This is a genomic window from Thermoanaerobacter brockii subsp. finnii Ako-1 (assembly GCF_000175295.2).
Classification (GTDB): domain Bacteria; phylum Bacillota; class Thermoanaerobacteria; order Thermoanaerobacterales; family Thermoanaerobacteraceae; genus Thermoanaerobacter; species Thermoanaerobacter pseudethanolicus.
The window spans coordinates 733,802-759,545 of sequence record NC_014964.1 but is presented as its reverse complement, the minus strand read 5'-3'; the positions used below and the strand labels follow the sequence as shown (position 1 = coordinate 759,545).

Below are 25,744 nucleotides of genomic sequence, written 5' to 3'. Positions count from 1 at the left end.
TTCCTTCCGGAAGGACTTTTAATTTTTGTCCCACGAAGCCGTAAGGCTATGTTTTCATACCCGCTCTCGCAGGTGGGTACCCTGTCATCAGCTTCTGAAGTCCTGTCTTAGCAGGCATTTCTTCCACTGATGAACCCGGATTCCCGAAAAAGGTGCGTTGGTTGAAAACAAATTAGCCTAATACAAACTTCCCAGGATTGCTTTTGTTTTTCGTTTTCAATTATAGTTTACGACAAATACTTTTTAATTTCAAGTGTAAAATGTGGAAAATACAAGTTTTATATAAAAAAAATAAAGAGTGATATAATATTGAGTGGAGGGAATAGTATGCAATCAACAATAAAATGCAATATATGTCCAAGAAGCTGCAATGTAGATAGGTCAAAATCAAAAGGATTTTGTAACATGTCTTGGCAGGTAAAAGTAGCAAAAGCATATCTACATCATTGGGAAGAGCCTTTTATAAGTGGTACAAGAGGCTCTGGAACAGTTTTTTTTAGTGGTTGCAATCTAAAGTGTGTCTTTTGTCAAAATTACGAAATAAGTCAATACCAATTTGGAAAGTTTATATCTGTTGAGGAGTTAGCTCAAATTTTCTTAAACTTGCAAAAGCAGGGAGCTCATAACATAAACCTTGTTACTCCTACAATCCATGCCTTCTCAATAAAAGAGGCGATTTTATTAGCAAAAAATCAAGGGCTTCAAATACCTATAGTATATAATACAAATGCCTATGAAAATGTAGAAACTTTAAAAATGTTGGAAGGACTAATTGACATATATCTTCCCGACCTTAAGTATTACGATGACACTCTTGCAAAAAAATATTCCAAAGCCCCTAATTATTTTGAGCATGCAATAAAAGCAATATTAGAAATGTACAGACAGGTAGGAATACCTCAATTTGATGAAGAAGGAATACTAAAAAAAGGCTTAGTGATAAGACATCTCATAATGCCGGGATGTGTAGAGGACACTAAAAAAATTCTTTTGTGGATTAAAGAAAACCTCCCAAAAGAAATATATGTAAGCTTAATGAGTCAATATACCCCTTATTATCAAGCTCAAAAGTATCCAGAAATAAATAGAAAAATCACTCCTAAAGAATATGATGAAGCTATAAATTTTTTCTTTGATATCGGTCTTGAAAATGGACTAATTCAAGAAATGGAAAGCGCCAGTGAAGACTACATTCCCGATTTTGACTTGGAAGGATTAGAATAATTTTAGTAAATTTTGTATATCTTGTGGCAAAGGTGAATAAACAGAAATACTTTTTTCTTCTAAAGGGTGTACAAAAGTAAGTCTATATGCATGCAATGCTTGCCTTTTAATATAATCATCAGAAGAGCCGTACAATGTATCTCCTACAATAGGATGACCAATATGGCTCAAATGAACTCTTATTTGATGAGTTCTTCCTGTTTCAATTTTTACCTTGAGGAGAGAAAACCTTTTACTGCTTTTTACCACTTTGTAATTGGTGATAGCTCTGTCCCCTTCCTCGGATACCATTCTTTCAATTCCACTTTGTGGTTTTCTCGATATGGGAAGGTCAATTCGACCTTCCCCTTCCATTTTTCCTTCTACTACTGCAAAATAGAGCTTAGTCATAGGTTTTATAATTTGAAGATAATACTGCATAAAAGGGCGCTTAGCAAATACAACCAACCCAGATGTTCCTCTATCTAAACGATTCACAGGACGGATTAAAGCCTTTAATCCTTTTTCTTTAAAATACCAAGCAACTCCATTGGCAAGAGTCCCACTCTGATATCTTTTGGTAGGATGAACAACCATATTAGCAGGTTTATTAACAATTAAAATTTCCTCATCCTCGTAACATATATCCAAATCCAACTTTTCCGGAGCAATATTCGAATCATTTTCAGGAAGGATTAAATCAATCACATCCCCCGGTTGTAAAATTCTTTTCACATTTGATTTTATGCCATTTACCAATATCTCTCCTTGCCACTTATAAATTCTAATAAGTCTTTTAGAAAAACCTTTGTTCCTCAAAAAATTTTCTAATATAACACCCTTTTCATTTTCTCCAACAACTAATCTCATCTTATTCACCATTCTCTAATTTATTTTAATGCAATAAATTTATGTGGTATATAATAAATTGTCCCCCGACCTTTTATCCTTTCGGTAATTTAAATTATAAACTATTTTGTTGAAATGTATTCGTACTTATCTTTATTTTTAAAAGCCTCATCAAGCACTTCTGTATCATAATAAACTGCCCCACATTTTTGACAAACATATGCCGGCACATCTTTAATTATAATAGTTTTTTTCCCTCTTACCAACTTATAATCCACATTTTTTATCTCTATTTTACCTCCACAAAAGCATTTCTCCATTTGTTTCACTCCTTGTCCGTCAATTTGGTAAGTTGATAAGAAATTATCTATTTGATTATATCATAAATTTCGACATAAATCCCTTAAATTTTTAGCCAAAAATTTCGTACCCCTTGAAATATTATTTGAATAATGTTAGAATTTTAATGTAAATGTTAATTTTAAACTTTATAAGATATTTTTTGCAATTTTTAATAATCTAGCTTGCAAAAACGTCTTCATAACATCAAAAAGGAGGCCACTTAAATGTATGACCTTGAAAAAATAAATATAATCAATGTTAAAAACATTTACCGAAATCTTCCTGTCTCTAAATTAATCGAAGAAGCTATAAAAAGAGAGGAAGGAGTACTTGCAAACAACGGTGCTTTTAATGTCTATACTGGTAAATACACAGGTCGTTCTCCAAATGATAAATTTATTGTGGATGAACCAGAAGTTCATGAAGATATATGGTGGGAAAATAATAAAGCTATTTCTATGGATAAATTTGAAAGGTTGTACAACCGTTTAACTGCCCATATGCAAAATCGTGACCTTTTTATATTTGATGGATTTGTAGGAGCTGACCCTGAATATAGAATTCTAACTCTATAGCTGAATTAGACGGTGTAAATTCTGAAGCTTTTATTATATTAAGTTTCACTAAAAAACTAATTATAATCGGTGGCTCTCAGTATGGAGGAGAAATCAAAAAGTCAATCTTTACCCTCATGAACTATCTGATGCCAAAGCGCGGAGTTTTATCTATGCACTGTTCTGCAAATATGGGCAAAGATGGAGATACCACTCTCTTTTTCGGAAAAATACAAAGGTGTAACTGATGATATCAAAAAATCAGGCCCAAATGTTTAAAAACATAAAGTCTCCTTGCAGTGCGTATTGCTAGGAGACTTTTATAATTTGTAGCCATTATATTATGTCTTTCATATTATAAAGTAGAAGTCAACCTAAAAAAGGAGGTAAGTTTATGTCTGACAAACACAAACATCATGAAAATCAATGGATTTGGATCATAATCATCATTTTGATAATTTTGTTATTTGTACCTGGCATCATTATATGTGAAGAGCCTAAAAATACTATTTAATAAAAAGGGGCATCTGCCCCTTTTTATATTAAATAACTCAAAATTATTTTCCTTTCTTTTTTAAGTTGCTAATTTGCTCTAATCGCTTTTGTATGTCCTTCTCAAAACCAGAATCCGTCGGTACATAGTATTTCCTGTCTTTAAGATTATCCGGTAGGCATTGCATATCAGTGACTTTCTCTTCAAAATCGTGAGCATACTTATACCCTTTGCCATATCCTAATTCTTTCATAAGCTTTGTAGGAGCATTTCTTAAGTGTATAGGCACACTTTCAGCAATTGTCTCTTCTGCATCTTTTTTCGCTTTATTATATGCCATGTATACCGCATTAGATTTAGGAGCTAACGCTAAATATATTGCCACTTGAGCGAGATTTACACTACACTCAGGAATTCCAATGTAATGGCAAGCATTATAAGCTGCAACAGCCATTTCAAGAGCTTGAGGGTCTGCAAGCCCAATATCTTCAGAAGCAAATCGTATCATTCTTCTCGCAATATAAAGAGGGTCTTCTCCAGCTTCTAACATCCTTGCAAGCCAATACACTGCCGCATCCCAATCGCTATTTCTTAAAGATTTATGAAAAGCAGATATTAAATTATAGTGTTCTTCTCCTTGTTTGTCGTAAAGCAGAGTCTTTTTCTGCATTGCATCAGCTAATATATCATCTGTGACAATTCTTTCCCCTTCAATTACTTTAGCCCCCATAACCGCAATTTCTAATGTGTTTAAAGCAACCCTTGCATCACCATTTGCAAAAAGTGCAATTTTTTTGAGCTGTTCATCTGTTATACCAATTTTGTACATGCCAAATCCATTTTGTTCATCTTTTAACGCTCTTTTAAGCAGTATAAGTAAATCCTCTTCTGTAAGAGGTTTCATGACAAAAACTTTAGAACGAGACAAAAGAGCAGAATTTACCTCAAAAGAGGGATTTTCAGTAGTTGCACCAATTAATATTATATTCCCCTTTTCCACATGAGGCAAAAAAGCATCCTGCTGGGCTTTATTAAATCGATGAATTTCATCAATAAATACAACAGTTCTAGTTCCATACATAGCATCCAATTCAGCTTTTGCCATTATCTCCTTTATCTCTTTGATTCCTGATAAAACAGCACTAAAGGTGATAAATTTAGAATTTGTCATATTGGCTATAATCATAGCAAGGGTAGTTTTACCTACCCCTGGCGGCCCCCACAAAATCATTGAAGTAATATTGTCCTTTTCAATCAATTCCCTAAGTAATTTCCCTTTACCTAAAAGATGTTCTTGACCTACAAACTCATCTAAAGTTTTGGGTCTCATCCTGTCGGCCAAAGGTTTATTTTTTTTCACTTCATTATCAAATATAGATGCTTGTTTGTATTCCATATTTTCTCACCATCTAAGTTTTATTTTTGTACTTTTTCTTTCTTTTTTCTTTTAGTCGGAACTTTATAGTAACTTTTACAAAGTCCTCTTCTAAAAATTCTGCAATAGCAAGGTCCTTTGTCACAAATTTTACCACAGCAAAGGCATGACTCCCAAATCTATCGTAAATTCGCCCTGCACTATAACAACCTCTTGGAACAGTTCCAACACTATTAGCTACATATCCTACTTGTCCTAATGGGGCAAGGGTAACAGATATTGCTTCATCATCATAGTCATTGTACAAATCCTTTTCTAATCTTACAATCGTGCCTGGTTTCAAAACTTTTGTGCCGTAATAATATTGACATCCAGTTATTGCAATATAAATAGATTCCACCTCATACACTCCCAACTTGATTTTAATTAAAATTATATTTTATTTTACCATTTTGGCCTTTAAAACAATATTCATATCATTCTTTCTTTTATATAAAAGCACAGCAAAGTTGAGCATCCACAGTAAAAGTAAATAACTTTCAACACTACTCAAAAACAACAGCCCACCTAGAATACCAAAACCTACAAGGTCTAATACAGCATCTATTTCAGGTATAGAAGGCTTTCCTCTATTATACCGCCTCTCACCTAATTTTAAAATACCTAAAATGACAGCATAGGTCAAAGAAGCTTTAAAACGAGTAATGGCACTCCACACTCCAAAAGTAGTGGCTAATGCTTTGCCCCCTTTAAATTTTAAAAAGGGTGAAAAAGCGTGGCCTAAAATAGGAGCTATTGCCACAATTGCAATAGCATTTCCTGTAACATACCCTTTTTCAAGAAAATACACCAGCGGAAAATAGCCCTTCATAAAATCAAAAGTAGCGCCAACGACTCCCATTTTAAAGCCTGCTGCATGACCTAAGTTGAAAGCTCCGGGATTTCCATCCCTCACTTCTTCTAATCTTTTTCCCAGCATAAGCCCCATCCAATATGAAAACATCAATGAACCACAGCCAAACTCCAATATACTGAGCAGAATAATCATACATTATTCCTTCTTTCTACACTTATTTCCCTACCCTTCCATAAAACTTTTTTCTTAAATGCCACCTGATAAAAGGAATGTAAAGTTACTAGTATAAAAAAGGCTGTCGAAATAAAATGAAAAATAGGAATAAATATACCAAATCTTCCTGTATACTTTGTAAAATATAGTATTTGCAGAGTATAAAAAAGATAGCCAATTTCGTAAAAAATAGCAATAGGCGAATGAGAAAAAACCAAAAAAGGAGTTATAAATCCCACTAATACAAGTCCTAAAAGCCATAAAACTATCAAGAAAATCGTTCCAAAACTTAAAGTATTTGCACTCAAAATTGCTCCTTTGCTAAATCCCTGTATTTCGCTTATAATACCATAAGGGTACATCCTAAAAGAGACAAGGTCATATCCAATAAAATTTTTAATGTTAATTTTGGCATCTGAGAACTTTTTACCTAAATTAAGGTCATCTAATAGCTCTCCCTTTACACTATAGTGCCCTTTAACTTTCTCATAATTCTCCCTATCCACTACTATACATGATCCATATAAGCCTTTTGGACTTTTTCTTTCAAAAGGAGAAGTAAAAGCAAATATCCCTAAAATATTAGTTATAAGAGCAAGCCTTTCATAAAACTTATCTGTGTAATGATAAGGAATTACAGATATTGCTCCCCCAACTTTCACCTGTTCCTTAAGAAGAGACTCTACTGCAAAAGGAGATAGTCTCACATCTGCATCAAGGAAAATAAGTACATCTCCACTAGACTCCAAAAAGCCATTCCACAAAGCCCAATTTTTCCCTGTCCATCCTTTGGGTAATTCCCTATTTTTTATCACTTTAGCTCCAAAAGTTTTAGCTATTTCGCTTGTATAATCCTCAGAAAAATCATCAACTACAATTATTTCATAAGGCTTATAAGTTTGTTTTTGTAGACTATCGAGAAGATATGGTAAATTTTTTTCTTCATTTCTAGCAGGAATAATTACAGAAACCCTTACATTACCAGTATAATGTTGAACACCATTTTTAATAATAACTCGTGAAAATAATATAAAACCACTAATAACTCCTATAATTGATAAAATCAAAACAGTCATACAAGACCCTCTTTTATTTTAATTTTAGGAATTTTTTAAAAACACTTTTTTAGTCTTTTCATCTACTTCCAATACTTTTCATCTCCTTCTAATAAATGAATAAATACTTCTTATACTGAACACAATAAGGTTTGTATAGGAAGAGGAGGTGATAACATGACAAAATGGACTCCTTCTATAGGTTGGGGTTGGTGGCTTCTTATCCATATAATAGCTATACCTTTACTGATTTACATTGGAATAAGTTTAAAATAAATAAAATTAAATCCCCCTTTCCTTTATTTATAAAAAACCGTGCCATATAAAAGGAAAATAAGAAGCTAATTCTTTCTTCTAAAAAGCTGTTTAATTAGTATGACCGGTACAAATACAAATATGCCAAACACTACTCCTAATTCATTTCCCAATGTGCTGTTAGGAAGAGGTTTACCTCCTAATCTTCTTCTTAAAGCATGAAAAGCATTGCCATGAGTATTACCTACCATAATAGCTCTTATAGCGTTCATAATGCTATAAGTATAGTCCTCTCCATAAGTCTCCAAAAGTCTTTTATAGGCATCTGGATCAGGATGTCCTGCAGTCTCAGCATAATGCTCAGCAAACATTAAAGCTACCACTTGGTCTTCCGGAACATCTCCAAATTCTCCATTTAACAAATTTTTTATCTCTTCCTTTGACATGCCTGACTTCAAAGCCTCTTTGGCGTGAAAATAACTGCAATAGGGGCAACCATTCACTTGTGTTACCGCCAGCATAATCCTTTCCATAAAATCTTTGCTTAACTTCACTTTTTTAGAAGGTTTAGGCTGCCCTCCATGGGTCAATAAATCTTCTACAAACTTATAAAATGTTTTTACATCGTATATTCTATTTGCCTTTTCTTCTGACACTTTTACTACCTCCAGTTTTATATTTTAGTATTCACACTAATTATACTCTATTATTGGAATAAAAAAAACTTGTCATAATTTTAACTAAAAATAATCCTACCTAATTCTTTTATGACTTCACTTTTTGTAAACAAAGAAAGCACATCCACTTTTTTAATTATTTTCTCGATTATATTGCCCTCTTCTTCCTCTTCCTCTATTCTAACTTTTCTCTTTATTTCTTCTATAAGTTCAGCATAGGTGTAAACTTTAAACCTATCTACATCATAGGTTTCTGCTAAATTTTCTAACAATGCTAAAAATATTTCTTCGTAATCAGCAGTATCTTTTAAGTCCAAGATTCCACAAAGTCTTGGTATTATAAATTCAAACAAAGCCCTTTTGTCAGGTATTTCTTGATTGATTCTAAAAATCTCCTTTATATCTTTTATTTTCTCCCCTTCTAAGTTTAAAAGATAATTTATAAAAAATTCTTCTTTTTCCTCTGGGTGTATATAATATTTATATCCTTTTAGTCCTTTTAAAGCTTTTAGACCATCAAAGTACCCTAATTTAAGATTATACCTGGAAAGATTTTTATCAAAATCTAATATCCCTCCTAAATCCTCTTTTGGAGAAATGACCAAAACATTTAAGCCTTTAAAATCAAGTTTCCTCACGATTCCAAAGCTTCCTGTCCTTATGACTATCAAGTCCTTATATCCCTTGTCCATTAGCAAATTAGCAGGAAGATTGTTGTATATCCCTCCGTCAATATACTTTTTTCCATCAATTTTTTCCCTCTTAAAAACAGGCAAGTAAGCGCTTGCCATCAAATAATCTACCAATTTCCCTTGAGGAATGTCTTCAATGTATAATTCCAACGGCTTTAAATCACTTAAAGACACTGTCACAATGCCAAAATCCTTCCCTGACCTTCTTATCTTGTCTTCATCTATAACTTCTTGTAATAAATTCCTCAAAGGAGTTATATCTAAGCCTCCATCTCCAAAGATGCCTTTTAATCTTTGAACTAATAAAAGGATATCTTCTCTTTCCAGCTTACCCTTTTTCAATTTCTCTATCTCTTCATCCTCAGCCTTTATGACTTTGGAATAAGAAATATCATACCATAGCTCATAAGCCTTTTCAAAATCTCCTTGCACTAATACAGCCCCATTTAAAGCGCCTACAGAAGTGCCTGCAATTCCTCCTACTTCTATTCCTTCCTCTATCAGTGCCTTATAAACTCCTATTTGATAGGCCCCTCTCGCTCCTCCACCTTCTAATACTACTCCATACATTTTATATCCCTGCCTTTTCGCTACTTTGCACTATTAAGTATACCATATATTACCTAGAAAATAAATAAAAGCAGATAGCAATTCATTCTCCCAAAACTATCTGCTTTCTTATTAAAATTGAAATTCAGAAAAGCTTTCTACAAATCTATCAATAGCTTTTAACCTTTCTTTAACCTGTAAATCTATTTTTCCACGTTCACATAAATCCGTCAATAGATAAAGCAAATATTCATCTCTTACAAAAATCCTTCTGGGCTTTCCTATATTTAAAATATAATTGATTACCATATCTAAAACATATTGGACCTCATCATCTTCAGGAGCAAGTAAATATTGATCTATCCATTTCTGTTCGGGAATCAGCTAAAATACAACTTCTAATAGCAATAGGCCGTTCATACCGTTTATCTCTTATTGTACTATTTACATAAGCTATATCCATCTCTATGTCAGTCCCCGTATTTTTTTGCTTGGCAATCCTCGATAAAAGCAATTCATCTTTTAATACAGGAATTAAGTATTTCCTTTCTGGAATAACAAGAGGAGCAGCATGAGTAATCCATGTATTTTGTTGTTTACCATACCTATGAACTAAGGTTTCTCCTGCTTCAAAATCTACTTTAATGTCCTTTTCAATAAAATCTTATTTTAAAGCTTTTTGAATTCTACGATATTTTAGCTCCATAATTTCTTCTTTCCATGATGTCAAATATAATAGCATGAGTGTCAATTTTTTTACTATGACATCTATTTCAAAGTCGACAGTTTCTTAGCATATCGTTCTTCATTGTAGGCTTCACCATTTTTTAGCACATCGTATATTTCTTCTATTAATATTGCGGCGATTTTTTCTTTTGCCTGTTGTTCTGTGTATCCTGATTTTTTTAGTCTTTCCAGTGTCACTTTGGTAATTGGTGGATTATTGTCTCTAATCTGGTTATTTACAACCTCTAAAATAATCCTTTTTAAATTCTGATTGGCCAAACGGCTCACCTCCTCATTCTTACTTTCTCTCTATTAAAACTACCGTCTCAACATGATAGGTATGAGGAAACATGTCTACACATTTTACTTTTTTCACTTTATATACATCTTCACTGAGGGTTTTTAAATCCCTTACAAGAGATTCAGGATTACACGAAACATACACTATTTTTTCAGCGTTAAATTTCACAATGTCTTCAAGCGCTTTTGGATTGATTCCAGACCTTGGGGGGTCTACAATTACTACATCAGGTTTTTCTTTTATCTCCTTTAACTTTTGAGATACATCACCGGCAATAAAAGTGCAATTTTCAAGGCCGTTTAGTTTGGCATTCTCTCTTGCTGACATAACTGCTTCTTCTACTAGTTCTATCCCAATCACCTTTTTAGCCATTGGAGCCATAATTATGCCTATGGTCCCTGTACCAGAGTACAAATCAAAAACTATTTTGTCAGATACATCTCCTGCAAATTCCCTCACCGTCTCATAAAGTTTTTCTGCACCATATGAATTGGTCTGGAAAAAAGAAAATGCACTTATTTTAAATTTTAATCCTAAAAGCTCTTCAATAAGATAATCTTTTCCATATAACACATTTAACTTTTCACATACTACAGCATCTGACCAGGAATCGTTTTGAGTATGTAGTACACCTACAAGCCGACTTTCAAAATCCACATTTTTATATATCTCAATAAGCTCTTTAAAGTCATGTTCCAACTGTGTTGTTGTTACAATATTTAACAAAATTTCCCCTGCTTTTGAAGCTTTCCGAACCACCAAATGTCTCAAAAAACCCTTATGAGTTTTTTTATCATAAAAAGGTAGTCCTTTTTTTATTGCATAATCAAAAGTGAGATTTAAAGCTTTGAGAAAGTCATCATCAACAATATTACACTTATCTGTCATAACCACTTCATAAAATCTACCTTTTCTGTGAAGTCCTAACACCTCATTACCTTCTTTATCTTTTCCAAAAGTATATTCCATTTTATTCCTATAACCATGCTCTTTAGGACTTTTCACAATCCCTAAAAATTCATAATCTCTTATTCCCTCTTTTTCAAGAAGCTTCTTTACAATATCTTCTTTTATCTTAAGTTGATCTGAATAATCAACATTTTGATAAATACAACCACCACAATCTCCAAAGTGAGGGCAAAAGCTTTGCTTCTCCAAAGGAGAATTCTCTATTACTTCCACTATTTCGCCTTCTACCATATCCTTTTTTACTTTTTTAACTTTTGCCTTTATTATTTGCCCCAAAAGTGCTCCTTTTATTTTTACTTTTTTCCCCTCAAAATAGACTATCCCAAATCCACCAAATTCCATGTCTTTTATCTCAACTGTTATAATATCATTTCTTTTCACTCTCATTCCTCCTTCGCTATTTAGATTATACCTCTTTTTTCTCAATAATTCTAATATAATTCACTAAAATGTTTTTATCAAAAAATAAAATAACCTTTACATAATTTTAATAAAGTTGTACACACTTTTGATTGTTTTTTTATTGTATCACAAACATATATACAAGAATATTATATTAGTAAATATACAGATTTGGGAGGTTTAAAAATGTACGACTATAATCCTTATGTGCAGGATTATGCTTTTCCTTCTCTAAAGCTTGCACAGGCTTATGTGCCTTTACAGAAGTATGTATCTCTTTATCCTCCGGAAGAAGCCATTAAAAAAGGCACTGTCTTTCCTGAACTTGATATGCCTTATGTAGGCGAAAAAATGAGGTGATAAAATGGATGGCAATCAAATATCTATGCTTAAGAAAATCATGGAAATAGAGTTTACCTGCATAGATTTGAATCTATATTTAGACACTCATCCCGAGGACCAAAAAGCTCTTCAAGACTACAACTATTATTCTAATCAATTGTCTATGCTAAAACAGCAATATGAACAATTTTACGGGCCCTTGATGGTTTTTGGTCATTCACAAAGTCAATATCCTTGGAAATGGGTAGATGACCCATGGCCTTGGGAAATAGAATATTGAGGAGGACTTTGCTATGTGGGTTTATGAAAAGAAACTACAATATCCTGCTAAAGTATGCAAACCAGATGTAAAAATGGCAAAATACCTCATCGCCCAATATGGAGGCCCTGATGGAGAATTGGCAGCCGCTTTAAGATATCAAACTCAGCGATTCGTCATGCCTACAGGAAAAGCAAAAGCAGTTTTGACAGACATTGCTACAGAAGAATTAGCACACCTTGAAATAATAGCAACTCTTGTTTTCAAGCTTTTAAAGGGAGTACCAGTAGAAATATTAAAAAGAGAAGGATTAGGGGAATACTATACAGAACATGATAGAGGCCTATTCTATGCAGATACAACAGGAATGTTATGGACCGCCGCCTATATCCAGGCTAAAGGAGATGCAATCGCTGATCTACACGAAGATATGGCAGCCGAAGAAAAAGCAAGAGCAACTTATGAACATTTAATAAATCTCACAGATGACCCTTGTGTAAAAGATACTCTAAGGTTTTTGAGAGAAAGGGAGATTGTACACTTTCAAAGATTTGGAGAAACTTTAGTACAGGTAAGAGAATATATGGAAAGTAAAAAATTCTTTTAAAAAAGTAGATGTATGTCTATTGGCATACATCTACCCATTTTCCTTCTACTATTTTATCAAGGTCTTCGACTTTTATGGTAGCAGCAGCATTTGTATCACCAGCTGCAGGATATACTACCTCATAATTTTTTAAAGACACATCATAATATACTTCAATCGGATTTTTCAGCCCATAAGGACAAACGCCACCAACAGGATGCCCTGTAACTTCTAACACTTCTTCTGGGGATGCCATTTTTGCTTTTGTTTTAAAAGTATCTTTAAATTTTTTATTGTCTATTTTTCTATCCCCTGCTGTTATATTCATAATATATTTATCTTTTAATCTAAAAAGCATAGACTTTGCTATTTCCCCAGGAGTTACCCCTAAAGATTTAGCTGCTTTTTCCACAGTGCTTGTATCTTCAAAAATTTTTATTTTAATATCATATCCTTTCTCTTTAAAAAACTCTTTCACCGCTTCTACTGACACCTCTACACCACCTTTAAATACCACAAGTTTTACATAAAAGAGCATTTTTTAAGAAAAACTTATCAGCAATTTTAACTGCATCTTGAGCCGTTTTTCCGTAATAATCTGCTCCAATCTTATAGGCATATTCCTCAGTCAAAACAGCCCCGCCTACCATTATTTTCACATCAGTATTTGCTTTAAGCAGTTTGATAATTTTCTCCATATTAAACAAAGTTGTCGTCATCAAAGCACTTAGACCTACTAACGGTGCCCCTGTTCGCTTTACTTCCTCTAATATCACTTCTCCTTTGACATCTTTTCCTAAGTCAATTACATCATATCCATAGTTTTCAAGCAAAACTTTTACTATATTTTTTCCTATATCATGTACATCTCCTTCAACTGTAGCAAGTATTATTTTGCCTTTAGATACTGAACCTTTTGGAAGCTTTTCTTTTATTATCTTAAAAGCGCTTTGCACCACTTCTGCAGAGCTCAAAAGTTGTGGCAAGAAATATATGCCTTTTTCATATCTATCTCCCACTTCTTTTAAGGCAGGAATTATTATGTTATCAACTATAGAAAGAGGTTGAACTTCCTCCTCCAAAATATTTTTTACTATATCTTCTACTCCTGATTTTTTACCTTCTAAAATTTGGATATAGAACTTTGACTTTAAATCTTCTTCCTGAATTTTTTGCTGTTCTTTTTCTTTACCTTCCTCTTTTTGCCTGTTACCATATATTTTTAGATAATTTACACTCCCTTTATCTTTGTTTAGTAAAACCATTGAAGCCCTCAAAGTGTCCATCATGGCTTCATCGCAGGGATTTATAATAGCAGTAGTAAGCCCATAAGATGCTGCCATTGCTAAAAAAGTAGAGTTTATCAACCTTCTTTCAGGTAAACCAAAGGAAACATTGCTAAGTCCCACAACAGTATTTACTCCTAACTCTTCTTTAGCCAATTTTATCGCTTCTAAAGTCTCAATTGCAGCCTCCTGCTCAGAAGAAACCGTCAGCACAATACAATCTATCAATATGTCCTCTTTAGGTATGCCATACTCTTCCGCTTTTTTTATAATTTTTTTCGCATTTTCAATTCTTTCATGCCTATCTTTGGGAAGCCCTTTATCTCCTACAGTAAGTCCTACAACACAAGCTCCGTATTTTTTGACAATAGGAAGCACTTCTTTTAAACTTTCCTCTTTTGCACTTACAGAGTTGATTATGGGTCTACCTCTTAAAATTCTTATAGCTTTTTCTACAGCTTTAATATTAGTGCTATCTATTTGAAGAGGAATGTCTACCACATTTTGTATTTCAGAAACTACTTTAGGAAGTAATTCTTCTTCGTTTACCCCAGGAACTCCCACATTTACATCCAATATTTCCGCTCCGCATTTTTGCTGTTTTATAGCTTCCTCTACTGCTAAACTCACATTTCCCGCCAAAAAAGCCTCACTTAACTTCTTTTTTCCAGTAGGATTTATACGTTCCCCTATAACCCTTAAAAGATAATTTTCACCTATGAAAACTGTTTTTGTATTGGAAGCTACAGCTGTAAATTTGTTGACTTTGACTTTTGGCTTTAAATCTTTTACAGCTTTTTTAACAAGTTTTATATAGTGAGGAGTAGTACCGCAGCACCCTCCCACTATAGAAGCGCCTTTTTCAACAAGTAAAGGAAAGAAACTAGCAAATTCTTCTGGTTTTAAGTCGTAAACTGTTTTGCCGTCGCGAATGACAGGCATACCTGCATTAGGTTGTGCAATAATAGGTATGCGAGAAACTTGAGACATTTTTTCCACTACACTTACCATTTTATCGGGGCCTGTCGAGCAGTTAACGCCAATGGCATCTAATCCTAACCCTTGTAAACTAACTACTACAGTTATAGGGTCTGACCCCATGAGAGTCCTTCCATCTTCTTGAAAAGTCATTGTACATATAACTTTCATGTTTGAATTCTCTTTAGCAGCAAGAATGGCAGCTTTTGCCTCCAGCATATCTGACATTGTTTCAATTAAAACAATATCTGCTCCCGCTCTTTCTGCAGCTATAACTACTTCTTTAAAAACATCATAAGCTTCGTCAAAAGTCATGTCTCCATAAGGGGTCAAAAGTTCTCCAATAGGTCCTATAGAAAGTGCCACAGGTTTATCTTTGGAAGCTTCTTTGGCAATTTTGACAGCCTGAGTGACAATATTGAAAACCTCATTTTCCAGTCCATATTTTGCTAATTTTATCCTGTTAGCGCCAAAGGTATTTGTCTCAATCACATCCGCTCCTGCTTCTATATAGGACCTGTGGATATCAAATACTACTTCTGGATGGGTTATATTCATATATTCGGGACACTCTCCAGTTTTTAAACCCCTCTCTTGAAGTTGTGTCCCCATTGCTCCATCAAAAACAATCACTCTATTTGAAAGTTCTTTAAAAATGTCTAACATTTTTAACCTCCATTTAATTCATCTGTACGTTATTTTCTGCAAAATCACAGACTAAATCATCGACTCTTGAAATTATTTCTAACACAACATTTGTACTCCCTAAAGGCATAATGTGAATTCCTGCAACTTCACTGCGTATCCGCTTTATAAACTCTACAGCTATGTTTATTCCCTCTTCTCTTCCTCCATCCTTTAGCCTTTCTAAAACTTTTTCTGGAATATCTATACCTGGCACTTTTTCATTTAAATTGACTGCCATTTTATAGCTTTTAAGAGGTAATATGCCTATCAAAAGTGGTACATTGAAATTTTTAATCTTTTCAATAAACTTAAATAAAATTTCCTCATCATAAACCGGTTGTGTTTGAATAAATTCTGCCCCTGCCTCTATCTTAACTTTAAGCTTCTCTAGTGCTTCATCCCTTAAATCATTTGGATTTGCAGTCGTACCGGCGCAAAATTCTGTTGGGGAATCTAATTTATTTCCATTGTAATCATAACCTCTATTAAAAGCACTGATAATCTTTAAAAGCCCAACAGAATCTACATCATATACCCCTTTAGCCTGAGGAGTATCTCCACGGGAAGGTTCATCTCCTGTCAAGGCTAGTATGTTTCTCACACCTAACGCATAAGCTCCTAAGAGCTCTGACTGAAGGCCTATCAGATTTCTGTCTCTACAGGTCAAATGAAAAATAGCTTCAATGTTTAAGTGGTCTTGTAAAAGGTGAGCGACTGCTATAGGACTCATCCGCATATTCGCCATAGGACAGTCCGTTATATTTAAGGCATCTACAATGCCTTTTAATTTTCTCGCTTCTTCAATAGTTTTCGTTATATCTACCCCTTTTGGCGTAGAAATTTCTGCTGTCACAACAAACTTCCTTTTCTTAAGTTTAGTACACAAATTTTCATTTTTCAACATCTACATCGCCTCCATTTTTAAAAATAAAAAAGTCTCTTCGCCAAAAGAAGAGACACCAAAACTCTCTCATCTTTCAGCGAAACGCTGCTGGAATTGGCACCAAGACGCATATAAAATGCCGGTTGCCGGGTTTCATCGGGCCAGTCCCTCCACCACTCTCGATAAGAGATTTTAAAGTATTAAATTGTTAAACTATTTAAGCTATATGATACTATGGATTAACTCCTATGTCAATAGAAATTTTTTTGTCCCTCTCTAAAGATTTTGCAGGCTTTTAACTTTTTTAAAATAAATCTGTAAATTTTTTATGTTATTTGCTATACTATAATTGTAAAGAATATAAATTTTCGAGAAAGGAATGTTTTGAATGTTCTCATCTCTTATTTTTGGTATCCTTTCTATTGGATCAATTATACTTTACGGTTTAATCTGGTGGAAAATTTTTGATAAAACTGGTTATGGAGGAGCATATGGTCTTTTGATGTTTATACCTATTGTGAATTTTATAATGCTTTTAGTATTAGCATTCACTGAGTGGCCCGTACATAGATATAAAAATTATTGAGCAATAACACTGTTTTTATTTTTAATACTTGTGCAAACACTTGCATAATGATTTTTTTAATATTATAATATACTTAACACTTGGAAAATGAGGAGGTTTAATATGGGTAATGAAAAATTACCAAGAGTAGCCTATTTCTGCATGGAATATGGCTTACAGTCAGATTTCAAACTATATGCAGGTGGCTTAGGCATTTTAGCAGGAGACCATCTAAAAGCTGCAAAAGAGTTAGGTATGCCTTTAGTAGGAATAGGCATACTGTGGAAACAAGGTTATACAGAACAACATATCGGTGAAGACGGATACCCCTATGATGCCTATCGCAATTACACACGTAAGTACGACTTTTTAAAGGACACTGGAGTAAAGGTAAAAGTAAAAATAAGAAATAGAAATGTGTATTGCAAAGTATGGTTGATAGACAACTTTGACAATGCTCCTCTGTATTTGCTTGACACAGATATACCAGAAAATGGGGACAGATGGATAACAGGTCAACTTTATGGATGGTTTGGTGAAGAAAGAGTTGCACAGGAAATAGTATTAGGCATTGGCGGAGTAAGAGCTTTAAGAGCTTTGGGAATTGATGTTGATGTTTATCATTTTAACGAAGGGCATGCAGTATTAGCAGCCATTGAGCTTATAAGAGAGAAAATGGAAAATCAAAATATGAGTTTTGAAGAGGCGTGGAAAGCCACAAGGGAAGAAGTAGTATTTACAACCCATACCCCTGTTAAAGAAGGAAACGAATCTCACGATTTAGAACTTCTCATGTACATGGGTGCAAACAATGGCCTTTCAATTGAGCAAATGGCTCAAATTGGTGGTGTTCCTTTTAATATGACAGTCGCAGGTTTGAGACTTTCTCGTATTGCAAACGGTGTCTCAAAACTTCACGGTCAAACTGCAAACAAAATGTGGCAACATGTTGACAACAAGGCTCCTATAATTTCAATAACAAACGGAATTGACAGAAACACTTGGGTAGATAAAAGGATAATAGAAGCCTACAACAAAGGTGAAGGACTTTTAGAAACTCATAATATTTTAAAACAAGAATTAATTGATTTTGTATATCAAAGGACAGGAGTTAAATTAGACGCTGACAAGCTTTTGATAGGTTTTTCAAGGAGAGCTGCTCCTTACAAAAGAAGCGACCTTATATTTACAAATGACGAAGTCATAGGTGATTATCTAAGGTCTAAAAAAATTCAAATGGTGTTTTCAGGAAAAGGTCATCCATTAGATGACGTGGGTAAAAAAATTGTCGCAAAATTAATAGAGATGACAAAGAAATATCCTGAAAGCGTAGTATTCTTAGAAGATTACGATATGACAATAGGAAAAATGCTTACTCGAGGCACTGATGTGTGGTTAAACAATCCAAGAAGACCATTAGAGGCCAGTGGTACCTCCGGCATGAAAGCCGCCATGAACGGAGTGTTAAATTTAAGTATTTTAGATGGATGGTGGGCAGAAGCTTGTATAGACGGAGTAAATGGCTGGCAATTTGGGGATGGTTTTGAGTCTGACAATATAGAAGAATTAGACAAACACGACCTTGAAGCACTCTATGACGTCCTTTTAAATAAAGTAGTTCCAACCTACTACAATGATAAAGCGAAATGGGAAAACATGATGAGAGAAAGTATAAGGACGACTTATGAAGCTTTCTCAGCTAATAGAATGTTAAAAGAATACTACGATTTAATGTACACAAAAAAATAAGTCAACCCCTATTTAAAAAGGCCGCGCAATTGTCCGGCCTTTAATTTATTTTCCCAATCTTTTTTCTAACAATTCTTTTTCTTTTTCATATCCTGGTTTTCCTAAAAGTGCAAACATGTTTTTCTTGTAAGCCTCTACTCCTGGTTGGTCAAATGGATTAACCCCATTTATATATCCGCTTATAGCACAAGCCATTTCAAAGAAGTAGACCAGATTGCCAAAATAGTAAGCTGATATTTCAGGGATATTTACTACAAGGTTAGGAACATTCCCATCTGTATGAGCCAATAATGTACCTTCAAAAGCCTTTTTATTGACAAAATCTATAGTTTTTCCTGCTAAAAAGTTAAGCCCATCTATATTGTCCTTGTCTTCATTTATAACTATATCTTTAACAGGTTTTTCAACATTTAAAACTGTTTCAAAAATATTTCTGCTTCCCTCTTGTATAAACTGCCCCATTGAGTGTAAATCTGTCGTAAAATCTACTGAAGCAGGATAAATTCCCTTATTGTCTTTACCTTCACTTTCTCCAAAAAGCTGTTTCCACCATTCAGAGAAATAGTGAAGCTTTGGCTCATAATTTACAAGTATTTCTATAGCTTTGCCTTTTCTGTACAAAATATTTCTCAAAATTGCATACTGCATGCTGATATTTTCATTAAGGTTATCTTTGGTATAGACTGTTGAAGCATCAAAAGCTCCCTGCATCATATCGTCTATGCTAATGCCTGCTACTGCTATTGGTAGAAGGCCTACAGCTGTCAAAACTGAGTATCTTCCTCCAACATCGTCAGGAATCACAAATGTTTCATATCCTTCTTCATCAGCTAATTTTTTTAAAGCTCCTTTCGCTCTATCTGTTGTCACATATATTCTCGATTTAGCCCCTTCTTTTCCATATTTTCTCTCAAGAAAATCTCTAAAAACTCTAAAAGCTATTGCCGGTTCTGTGGTAGTACCAGATTTAGAAATCACATTTATTGATACATCTTTGTCCTCTATAAGTTCAAATAAATCACTTAAATATGTAGAGCTTATGCTGTTTCCAGCAAAATAAATCTCCGGCATATTCCTCTTGCCTTTTGGCAACAAATTATAGAAGGAATGAGAAAGCATTTCAATTGCCGCTCTTGCCCCTAAATAAGACCCACCTATACCTATTACTACAAGCACATCAGAATCTGATTGAATCTTCTCTGCTGCTTTTTTAATGCGTTCAAACTCTGCCTTATCATAGTTTTTGGGAAGACTCACCCATCCTAAAAAGTCATTTCCTTGAGCATTTTTACTAAGCACCATATCAAGAGATAATTTTGCATGCTTTTCCATATATTCAATTTCTTTTTGACTTACAAATTGTAGAGCTTTTGAATAATCAAAACCTATCAATTTCTTCATATGTAAACCTCCATTCCTTATTTACATACTTATTTTATACCATAAATCTATGTTGTTCAAGTTTTTCAAAAGTATGTATAAGTTTACTTAGCTTTATTTTTACATACCCATAAATTTTTGTCAATCTTTTTGGAATTTTTACTTTATGGGATATAATATAAAGAGGAGGTGCAAAAGTTATGGAGGCATTAGAGGCTTTAAAAAAGAGAAGAAGTATAAGGAAATACATAGATAAACCTATTCCAAAAGAAATATTAGAAGACATAATAGACTGCGCAAGGCTTGCTCCCAGTGGAAATAACGCACAGCCTTGGCATTTCGTCGTTATAACAGACAAAGAAAGACTTAAATTCATAGCAGAAAAAGCTACATATGGGAAATTTATTAAAGATGCAGGAGCTTGTGTCATCGTCTACTGCGATAAAAATAACAGACATCACTTAGAAGATGGTTCAGCAGCAACAGAAAATATATTACTCGCAGCTACTGCCTACGGCATAGGTTCCTGTTGGGTAGCTGGGTATAACAGAACCTATGAAAAAGAAATAAACGAATACCTCAACATTCCTGACAACTTAAGAATGATTTCTATTATATCATTAGGATATCCCGCAGAAGAGCCACAACCAAAATATAAAAAAGCTTTATCTGAAGTTTTACATTGGGAAAAATTTTAAATGAAAGAGGGTTATAATATGTCAAAAGTAGTGGAGAGATTTTTAAAATATGTAAAATATCATACAACATCGGATGAAAACTCAACAACTTATCCCAGCACTGAGGGACAAGTAATATTTGCAAAAGAATTAGCAAATGAGCTTGAAGAAATAGGCCTTAAAGAGGTAAATGTAGATGAAAACGGTTATGTTACGGCTTTACTTCCTTCAAATACTGACAAAAAACTCCCTACAATAGGATTTATAGCTCATATGGACACAAGTCCTGACATGTGCGGCAAAGACGTAAAGCCTCAGATAATAGAAAATTATGATGGCAAAGATATAATCTTAAACAAAGAAAAAAACATAGTATTATCTCCTACTGAATTTCCAGAGCTTAAAAATTACATAGGAAAAACTTTAATCACCACAGACGGAACAACTCTTTTGGGAGCTGATGATAAAGCAGGAATTGCAGAAATAATAACAGCTATGGAATATTTAATAAATCATCCTGAAATAAAGCATGGCAATATAAAAGTAGCCTTCACACCTGATGAAGAAATTGGTAGGGGTGTAGACAAATTTGATGTAAAAAAATTTAATTGTGATTTTGCTTATACTGTAGATGGCGGTGGAATTGGAGAAATAGAATACGAAAATTTCAATGCTGCCAGTGCTAAAATCAAAATTAATGGCAGAAATGTGCATCCTGGAACAGCAAAAGGCAAGATGAAAAACTCCATTTTGATTGGAATAGAACTCCAAAATATGTTACCTGAACATGAAACTCCTGCCCATACTGAAGGATATGAAGGTTTTTATCATTTGAACAATTTTGAAGGCAATGTAGAACAAACTAAAATGTATTATATTATCAGAGATTTTAATAAACAAACTTTTTTAGATAAAAAAGAATACCTAAAAAGCATTGTAGAAACATTAAATAAAAAATATGGTGAAGGCACACTAGAGCTTGAACTTAAAGACCAGTATTACAATATGAGAGAAATAATTGAAAAGCATATGCACATAGTCGATACAGCATTAGAAGCAATGAAATTAGTAGGAGTGGAACCTAAAATAGTGCCTATAAGAGGAGGCACTGATGGAGCAAGATTAAGCTATATGGGGCTTCCAACACCTAATTTATTCACAGGAGGGCATAATTTTCACGGTAAATATGAATTTATACCGACATATGCAATGGAAAAAGCAGTCGAAGTTATAATAAAAATAATTGAGCTTTACGCAGAAAAATAAGGGATAGCGATGGAGCTATCCCTTTAACAATTCCTTTTTGAAAAACTCTACTGACTCCTCAATCGCCTTTTTCTCCCATTCTAAACTCTTAAAAGTATGGTCTGCATTTTCGATTGTCACTCTTGTAGCGTTATCCCCATAAACCTCTTTTAAGATTCTATCAGAAACTTTATATTCAACCGCTTCATCATTTGTCCCATGAACTATAAGCACTTTTTTATCGTATCCTTTTGACAGCTCAAATATATTTAATTTTGAAATATCCTCAACAAAATCTTTACTCAGTTTATGTCCTCCTATGTCTACAAAGCCCAATTGTTCCATAATAGCTCCGTATTGCTTTACACTTTCGTGCATTATAAGCTCAGGCATATTAAAAGCTGGAGCCCATAGCACCAACGCCTTTATTTCATCTTTATATTCCCTTGCTACAATCCCTGCAATAGCTCCTCCCATACTCAAACCAAGTAGTCCTATTCTCTCAGGGTCAGTCGTAGGTTGCTCTTTCACAAACTTTAAAATTTGTCTTGCATCTTCCAATTCACTGCTAAATGTCATTTCACTAAAGTCCCCATCACTTTCTCCAGAACCATAAAAGTCAAACCTTACACTCCCAATACCTACTTTTTCTAAAGCTCTTGACATCTTCACAAAAATAAAGTGAGACTCTACTTTATTGCCTGTAAAACCGTGAAACATTATTACCATAGGCACTTTACCCTTAACATCATCAGGCAAATGCATCATTCCTCTTAAAGTTTTGCCGTTATATGTAATTTCAACAGCCTTTTGCATAATAACACCTCCAAATATTTCATAATTCAATTATACTACAGTCAAGAAAACTTTTCCACATAGACAGATTTTTTATCTATCAAAAATTGAAGTTTGCCAAACAGCACAAGATTTAACTTCCCTTTCTTTTATTACATCCTCTTCTGTCAATTTGCTACACAACAAAGGAGAATTTACATTGTACTGCTTTGTATTTCTTTTTATAGTACTGATACTACTGTTTGCGTAGCAATAAATACAGCCATGTAGACAAGTATCATAGGCACCAATATCTATACTTTCATCACAACCACAAAACTTCCTTTGATTCTTATCCTTTCCTATATTGAGTTTTTTACCTGAAAGCTCTTCTATTAAAGTTTTATCTATACATCTCGCATGCTCTATACCATAGGGCGATAAATCCAATTCTTCTGCACAAGTCTCAAGTTTAATTGAGTGCTCTTTCGCTATTTCATAAAATCTATATGCAATTTCTAACTTCTGTTCCTTGTTTATCTCATAAGCCCCTATTTTTTCCAAAGTCTTGTAAACTTTAGGATAAAGAGTCACAAAACTGATTATACATTTTGATGTATATCCATAAAGTTCAGACATTATTTCCTTAAAGCTTTTTACATGGTATTCTATATCAAATTCGGGAATTAAAATAATAGGGTCATAACGCCAAATTACCCTCTCTTTCCCTATTTTGCTAGACAGCTTTTTAAAAACTTCAATTATATGTGATTTTTCTGGCACATTCCTCTCTATTCTTTTATCATAGGGATTTAAAGTAAATAAAAAATAATAAGCATAGTCCTCTATCAAATGCAATTTCGGTATCATTTTTTCTGGATTTTTTGTCCAAAACACAATGCCATCTACTGCATCTTTCTTTAAAGAAACTTTACTGACTTGATGAAAATTAAAAGGATTCCTCACCAAAACATAGCCTTCCTCAATTCTTTTAAAAAACCAATCGCTGTAAAAAGCCGGAATATCCGTTCTCCTGCTTGCACTTATTATCATTCAAATTTCTCCTTTCAAAAAAAGAGAAATTGACATGTTCATTTTTACTTTAACATCAATGACAATTCATGTCAATTTCTCCGCTTTTGAATTAACTTTCTTTGTTAAGTTTGTACTCTATTGAATCAACAAGGGCTCTCCAACTGGCCTCAATAATATCTGTAGAAACCCCAATTGTGCTCCATGAATCTTTTCCGTCTGTCGACTCTATTATAACTCTAACTTTAGCAGCAGTTGCAGAATTAGAATCCAAAACCCTCACTTTATAATCTGTCAACCTCATTTCTTTTATCTGTGGGTAAAATCTCTCCAGTACTCTTCTTACAGCATTATCAAGAGCATGTACTGGCCCATCTCCCTCAGCTGCAGCTATCTCCTCTATACTATCGACTTCCACTTTTATAAGTGCTGAAGAATTAACACTATTTACAGAAGGCTCATTTACAATAACTTTGAACTCTTTTAAATTAAATGCTGGTTTATATTTTCCAAGAACCTTTCTTATCAAAAGTTCTAAAGAACCTCCTGCATTTTCATATTGATACCCTAAATACTCCATTTCTTTTAATTTATCTAAAATTAACTTTGTTTCAGGAGAATCCTTTGTAATAGTTGGATCTATTTCATTTATGGCATTTAGCACTGTTCCTCTGCCTGCAACTTCAGAAATCAAAAAGGTCCTACTATTTCCCACTAAAGAAGGGTCAATCAGTTCATAAGAATAAGTATTTTTATTTACAGCATCAGCATGCATCCCCGCTTTGTGGGAAAAAGCATTTTTCCCAACATAAGGCGCCCTTTCATCGTAAGTGACATTTGCAATTTCACTTACAAATCTGGCTAAATGAGTCAATTGTTTTAGATTTTCATCAGGCACACATTTATATCCCATAAGTAATTGCAAATTCGGTATCAAGGTACATAAATTCGCATTGCCACACCTTTCCCCATAGCCATTTATTGTACCCTGCAGCTGTATTGCCCCTGCTTGTACTGCCATTATAGAATCTGCAACAGCCATTCCGTTATCATTGTGACAATGTATTCCTACTTCCGTATTAAATTTATCTACAACAGTTTTTGTTATATCATAAACTTCCATCGGAAAAGCTCCACCTTTTGTATCACACAAACAAACACTGTCTACTCCCGCCTCTAATGCTACTTCTAATGTCTTTAAAGCATACTCTGGATTTTGTTTGTAACCATCAAAAAAATGCTCTGCATCAAATATAACTGACTTACCTTTGTCTTTAAAAAACTTTACTGTATCATAAATCATTTTTAAGTTTTCTTCTAAAGTGGTTTTCAAAATTTCTGTAACTTGAAAATCCCATGACTTGCCAAAAATAGTTACTACCTCTGTGTCAGCATTTAAAAGAGAAATCACATTAGCATCCTCTTTGGTAGTTGTATTTGCTCTTCTTGTGCTGCCAAAAGCGATTAATTTAGCATTTTTTAATTTAATACTTTTAACTCTTTCAAAAAATTCAATATCTTTAGGATTAGACCCAGGATTACCTGCCTCAATATAGGCTACACCAAACTCATCAAGAACCTTAACTATCTTTAATTTGTCTTCTACAGTAAAAGATATACCTTGTCCTTGAACTCCGTCTCTTAATGTTGTGTCGTATATCCGTATGTTCCTCACAATGCATCCCCCTTTATACCTTTTTTATGTATAGTACATATTTTATCAAATTGAACTGATAAAGTGAAGAGAAAAATTTATATTCTTCCGACTCCATTACTTTCTTTTTTCCTGT

26 protein-coding genes, 1 other RNA gene, 1 pseudogene and 1 riboswitch are annotated in these 25,744 nt (G+C 33.8%); of the genes and pseudogenes, 8 read left to right on the top strand and 20 right to left on the bottom strand.

What is annotated here, in order from left to right:
- Positions 1-23 precede the first annotated feature (23 nt).
- Positions 24-201: non-coding RNA, 6S RNA (gene ssrS, locus THEBR_RS11735), on the bottom strand.
- Between the two features lie 126 nt (positions 202-327).
- On the opposite strand from ssrS, the gene THEBR_RS03635 reads away from it, so the two are divergent.
- On the top strand, positions 328-1,224 hold the full coding sequence (locus THEBR_RS03635; RefSeq protein ID WP_012269143.1) for a radical SAM protein: 897 nt from the start codon (positions 328-330) through the stop codon (positions 1,222-1,224).
- Here THEBR_RS03635 and THEBR_RS03630 read toward each other — a convergent pair.
- Together THEBR_RS03630 and THEBR_RS03625 are read right to left on the bottom strand one after the other, a co-directional pair.
- Entirely contained in the window at positions 1,216-2,073 is an 858-nt protein-coding gene (locus THEBR_RS03630; protein WP_012269142.1) for an RluA family pseudouridine synthase, read from the bottom strand. The two genes, THEBR_RS03635 and THEBR_RS03630, sit on opposite strands and share 9 nt — an antisense overlap.
- A gap of 101 nt (positions 2,074-2,174) precedes the next feature.
- Positions 2,175-2,372, bottom strand: a complete 198-nt coding sequence (locus tag THEBR_RS03625) for a YgiT-type zinc finger protein (protein ID WP_012269141.1) — start codon at positions 2,370-2,372, stop codon at positions 2,175-2,177.
- A 246-nt stretch (positions 2,373-2,618) separates the two neighbouring features.
- Between THEBR_RS03625 and THEBR_RS12760 the strand changes: the two are divergent.
- Positions 2,619-3,175, top strand: a pseudogene (locus THEBR_RS12760) (phosphoenolpyruvate carboxykinase (ATP)); the annotation flags it as partial.
- A 330-nt stretch (positions 3,176-3,505) separates the two neighbouring features.
- On the opposite strand, the gene THEBR_RS03615 reads toward THEBR_RS12760, so the two are convergent.
- The 10 genes from THEBR_RS03615 to rlmD form a co-directional block, all read right to left on the bottom strand.
- Positions 3,506-4,837 (bottom strand): replication-associated recombination protein A, encoded by a 1,332-nt coding sequence (locus THEBR_RS03615; protein ID WP_012269140.1) that lies wholly within the window; start codon positions 4,835-4,837, stop codon positions 3,506-3,508.
- 13 nt (positions 4,838-4,850) lie between these two features.
- Entirely contained in the window at positions 4,851-5,216 is a 366-nt protein-coding gene (locus THEBR_RS03610) for an HIRAN domain-containing protein (RefSeq protein WP_003870945.1), read from the bottom strand.
- A 39-nt stretch (positions 5,217-5,255) separates the two neighbouring features.
- A complete protein-coding gene (locus THEBR_RS03605) occupies positions 5,256-5,864 on the bottom strand; it encodes a glycerol-3-phosphate acyltransferase (RefSeq protein WP_003868555.1) in 609 nt (202 codons plus the stop codon).
- Positions 5,861-6,961 carry a glycosyltransferase family 2 protein gene (locus tag THEBR_RS03600; protein WP_006569959.1) on the bottom strand — a complete coding sequence of 367 codons (1,101 nt, stop codon included), beginning with the start codon at positions 6,959-6,961 and terminating at the stop codon, positions 5,861-5,863. The genes THEBR_RS03605 and THEBR_RS03600 overlap by 4 nt, the downstream gene beginning before the upstream one ends.
- A 320-nt stretch (positions 6,962-7,281) precedes the next feature.
- On the bottom strand, positions 7,282-7,851 hold the full coding sequence (locus tag THEBR_RS03595; protein WP_003868552.1) for a carboxymuconolactone decarboxylase family protein: 570 nt from the start codon (positions 7,849-7,851) through the stop codon (positions 7,282-7,284).
- 80 nt (positions 7,852-7,931) lie between these two features.
- Positions 7,932-9,134: a patatin-like phospholipase family protein gene (locus THEBR_RS03590; RefSeq protein ID WP_012269139.1), complete on the bottom strand. Its 1,203-nt coding sequence runs from the start codon at positions 9,132-9,134 to the stop codon at positions 7,932-7,934.
- Between the two features lie 111 nt (positions 9,135-9,245).
- Positions 9,246-9,422, bottom strand: a complete 177-nt coding sequence (locus tag THEBR_RS12845; RefSeq protein ID WP_156770934.1) for a DUF6930 domain-containing protein — start codon at positions 9,420-9,422, stop codon at positions 9,246-9,248.
- Between the two features lie 28 nt (positions 9,423-9,450).
- The gene (locus THEBR_RS12840) at positions 9,451-9,576 is read right to left on the bottom strand and encodes a hypothetical protein (protein ID WP_483027678.1); all 126 of its coding nucleotides are present in this window, start codon (positions 9,574-9,576) and stop codon (positions 9,451-9,453) included.
- 305 nt (positions 9,577-9,881) lie between these two features.
- Positions 9,882-10,127, bottom strand: coding sequence for a hypothetical protein (locus THEBR_RS03580; protein WP_234949234.1), 246 nt, complete (start codon positions 10,125-10,127; stop codon positions 9,882-9,884).
- A gap of 10 nt (positions 10,128-10,137) precedes the next feature.
- Positions 10,138-11,496, bottom strand: a complete 1,359-nt coding sequence (gene rlmD, locus THEBR_RS03575; protein WP_425274001.1) for a 23S rRNA (uracil(1939)-C(5))-methyltransferase RlmD — start codon at positions 11,494-11,496, stop codon at positions 10,138-10,140.
- Between the two features lie 201 nt (positions 11,497-11,697).
- Here rlmD and THEBR_RS11730 point away from each other — a divergent pair, with 201 nt between their 5' ends.
- From THEBR_RS11730 to THEBR_RS03565, 3 genes are read left to right on the top strand one after another with little or no spacing between them, the layout of a single operon-like run.
- A complete protein-coding gene (locus tag THEBR_RS11730; protein ID WP_006569952.1) occupies positions 11,698-11,871 on the top strand; it encodes a spore coat associated protein CotJA in 174 nt (57 codons plus the stop codon).
- A 4-nt stretch (positions 11,872-11,875) separates the two neighbouring features.
- Entirely contained in the window at positions 11,876-12,133 is a 258-nt protein-coding gene (locus THEBR_RS03570) for a spore coat protein CotJB (RefSeq protein WP_004400038.1), read from the top strand.
- A 13-nt stretch (positions 12,134-12,146) separates the two neighbouring features.
- Positions 12,147-12,719: a manganese catalase family protein gene (locus tag THEBR_RS03565; protein ID WP_003868341.1), complete on the top strand. Its 573-nt coding sequence runs from the start codon at positions 12,147-12,149 to the stop codon at positions 12,717-12,719.
- Positions 12,720-12,735: 16 nt separating this feature from the next.
- Here THEBR_RS03565 and THEBR_RS03560 read toward each other — a convergent pair whose 3' ends face one another.
- The 3 genes from THEBR_RS03560 to THEBR_RS03550 are packed head-to-tail and all read right to left on the bottom strand — an operon-like array spanning position 12,736 to position 16,553.
- The gene (locus THEBR_RS03560) at positions 12,736-13,236 is read right to left on the bottom strand and encodes a YbaK/EbsC family protein (RefSeq protein WP_012269137.1); all 501 of its coding nucleotides are present in this window, start codon (positions 13,234-13,236) and stop codon (positions 12,736-12,738) included.
- The gene (locus tag THEBR_RS03555) at positions 13,205-15,628 is read right to left on the bottom strand and encodes a homocysteine S-methyltransferase family protein (protein WP_012269136.1); all 2,424 of its coding nucleotides are present in this window, start codon (positions 15,626-15,628) and stop codon (positions 13,205-13,207) included. The genes THEBR_RS03560 and THEBR_RS03555 overlap by 32 nt, the downstream gene beginning before the upstream one ends.
- Positions 15,629-15,641: 13 nt before the next feature.
- Entirely contained in the window at positions 15,642-16,553 is a 912-nt protein-coding gene (locus THEBR_RS03550; protein WP_004400036.1) for a methylenetetrahydrofolate reductase, read from the bottom strand.
- A gap of 63 nt (positions 16,554-16,616) precedes the next feature.
- A riboswitch (SAM riboswitch) is annotated at positions 16,617-16,721 on the bottom strand.
- Between the two features lie 499 nt (positions 16,722-17,220).
- Between THEBR_RS03550 and glgP the strand changes: the two genes are divergently transcribed.
- Positions 17,221-18,846, top strand: a complete 1,626-nt coding sequence (glgP, locus tag THEBR_RS03540) for an alpha-glucan family phosphorylase (protein ID WP_004400034.1) — start codon at positions 17,221-17,223, stop codon at positions 18,844-18,846.
- A gap of 45 nt (positions 18,847-18,891) precedes the next feature.
- On the opposite strand, the gene THEBR_RS03535 is transcribed toward glgP, so the two are convergent.
- On the bottom strand, positions 18,892-20,247 hold the full coding sequence (locus THEBR_RS03535; RefSeq protein WP_004400033.1) for a glucose-6-phosphate isomerase: 1,356 nt from the start codon (positions 20,245-20,247) through the stop codon (positions 18,892-18,894).
- Positions 20,248-20,426: 179 nt separating this feature from the next.
- Here THEBR_RS03535 and THEBR_RS03530 point away from each other — a divergent pair, with 179 nt between their 5' ends.
- Positions 20,427-20,924 (top strand): nitroreductase family protein, encoded by a 498-nt coding sequence (locus THEBR_RS03530; protein WP_004401536.1) that lies wholly within the window; start codon positions 20,427-20,429, stop codon positions 20,922-20,924.
- Between the two features lie 18 nt (positions 20,925-20,942).
- Positions 20,943-22,169 carry a peptidase T gene (pepT, locus tag THEBR_RS03525; RefSeq protein WP_004401542.1) on the top strand — a complete coding sequence of 409 codons (1,227 nt, stop codon included), beginning with the start codon at positions 20,943-20,945 and terminating at the stop codon, positions 22,167-22,169.
- Positions 22,170-22,184: 15 nt separating this feature from the next.
- On the opposite strand, the gene THEBR_RS03520 is transcribed toward pepT, so the two are convergent.
- From THEBR_RS03520 to cimA, 3 genes are all read right to left on the bottom strand, one after another.
- Complete coding sequence (locus THEBR_RS03520; protein ID WP_003871325.1) at positions 22,185-22,964, bottom strand: alpha/beta hydrolase; 780 nt, start codon at positions 22,962-22,964, stop codon at positions 22,185-22,187.
- Between the two features lie 72 nt (positions 22,965-23,036).
- Entirely contained in the window at positions 23,037-23,975 is a 939-nt protein-coding gene (locus THEBR_RS03515) for a DUF1848 domain-containing protein (RefSeq protein ID WP_003871324.1), read from the bottom strand.
- 91 nt (positions 23,976-24,066) lie between these two features.
- The gene (cimA, locus tag THEBR_RS03510) at positions 24,067-25,629 is read right to left on the bottom strand and encodes a citramalate synthase (protein ID WP_012269134.1); all 1,563 of its coding nucleotides are present in this window, start codon (positions 25,627-25,629) and stop codon (positions 24,067-24,069) included.
- Between the last annotated feature and the right edge of the window lie 115 nt (positions 25,630-25,744).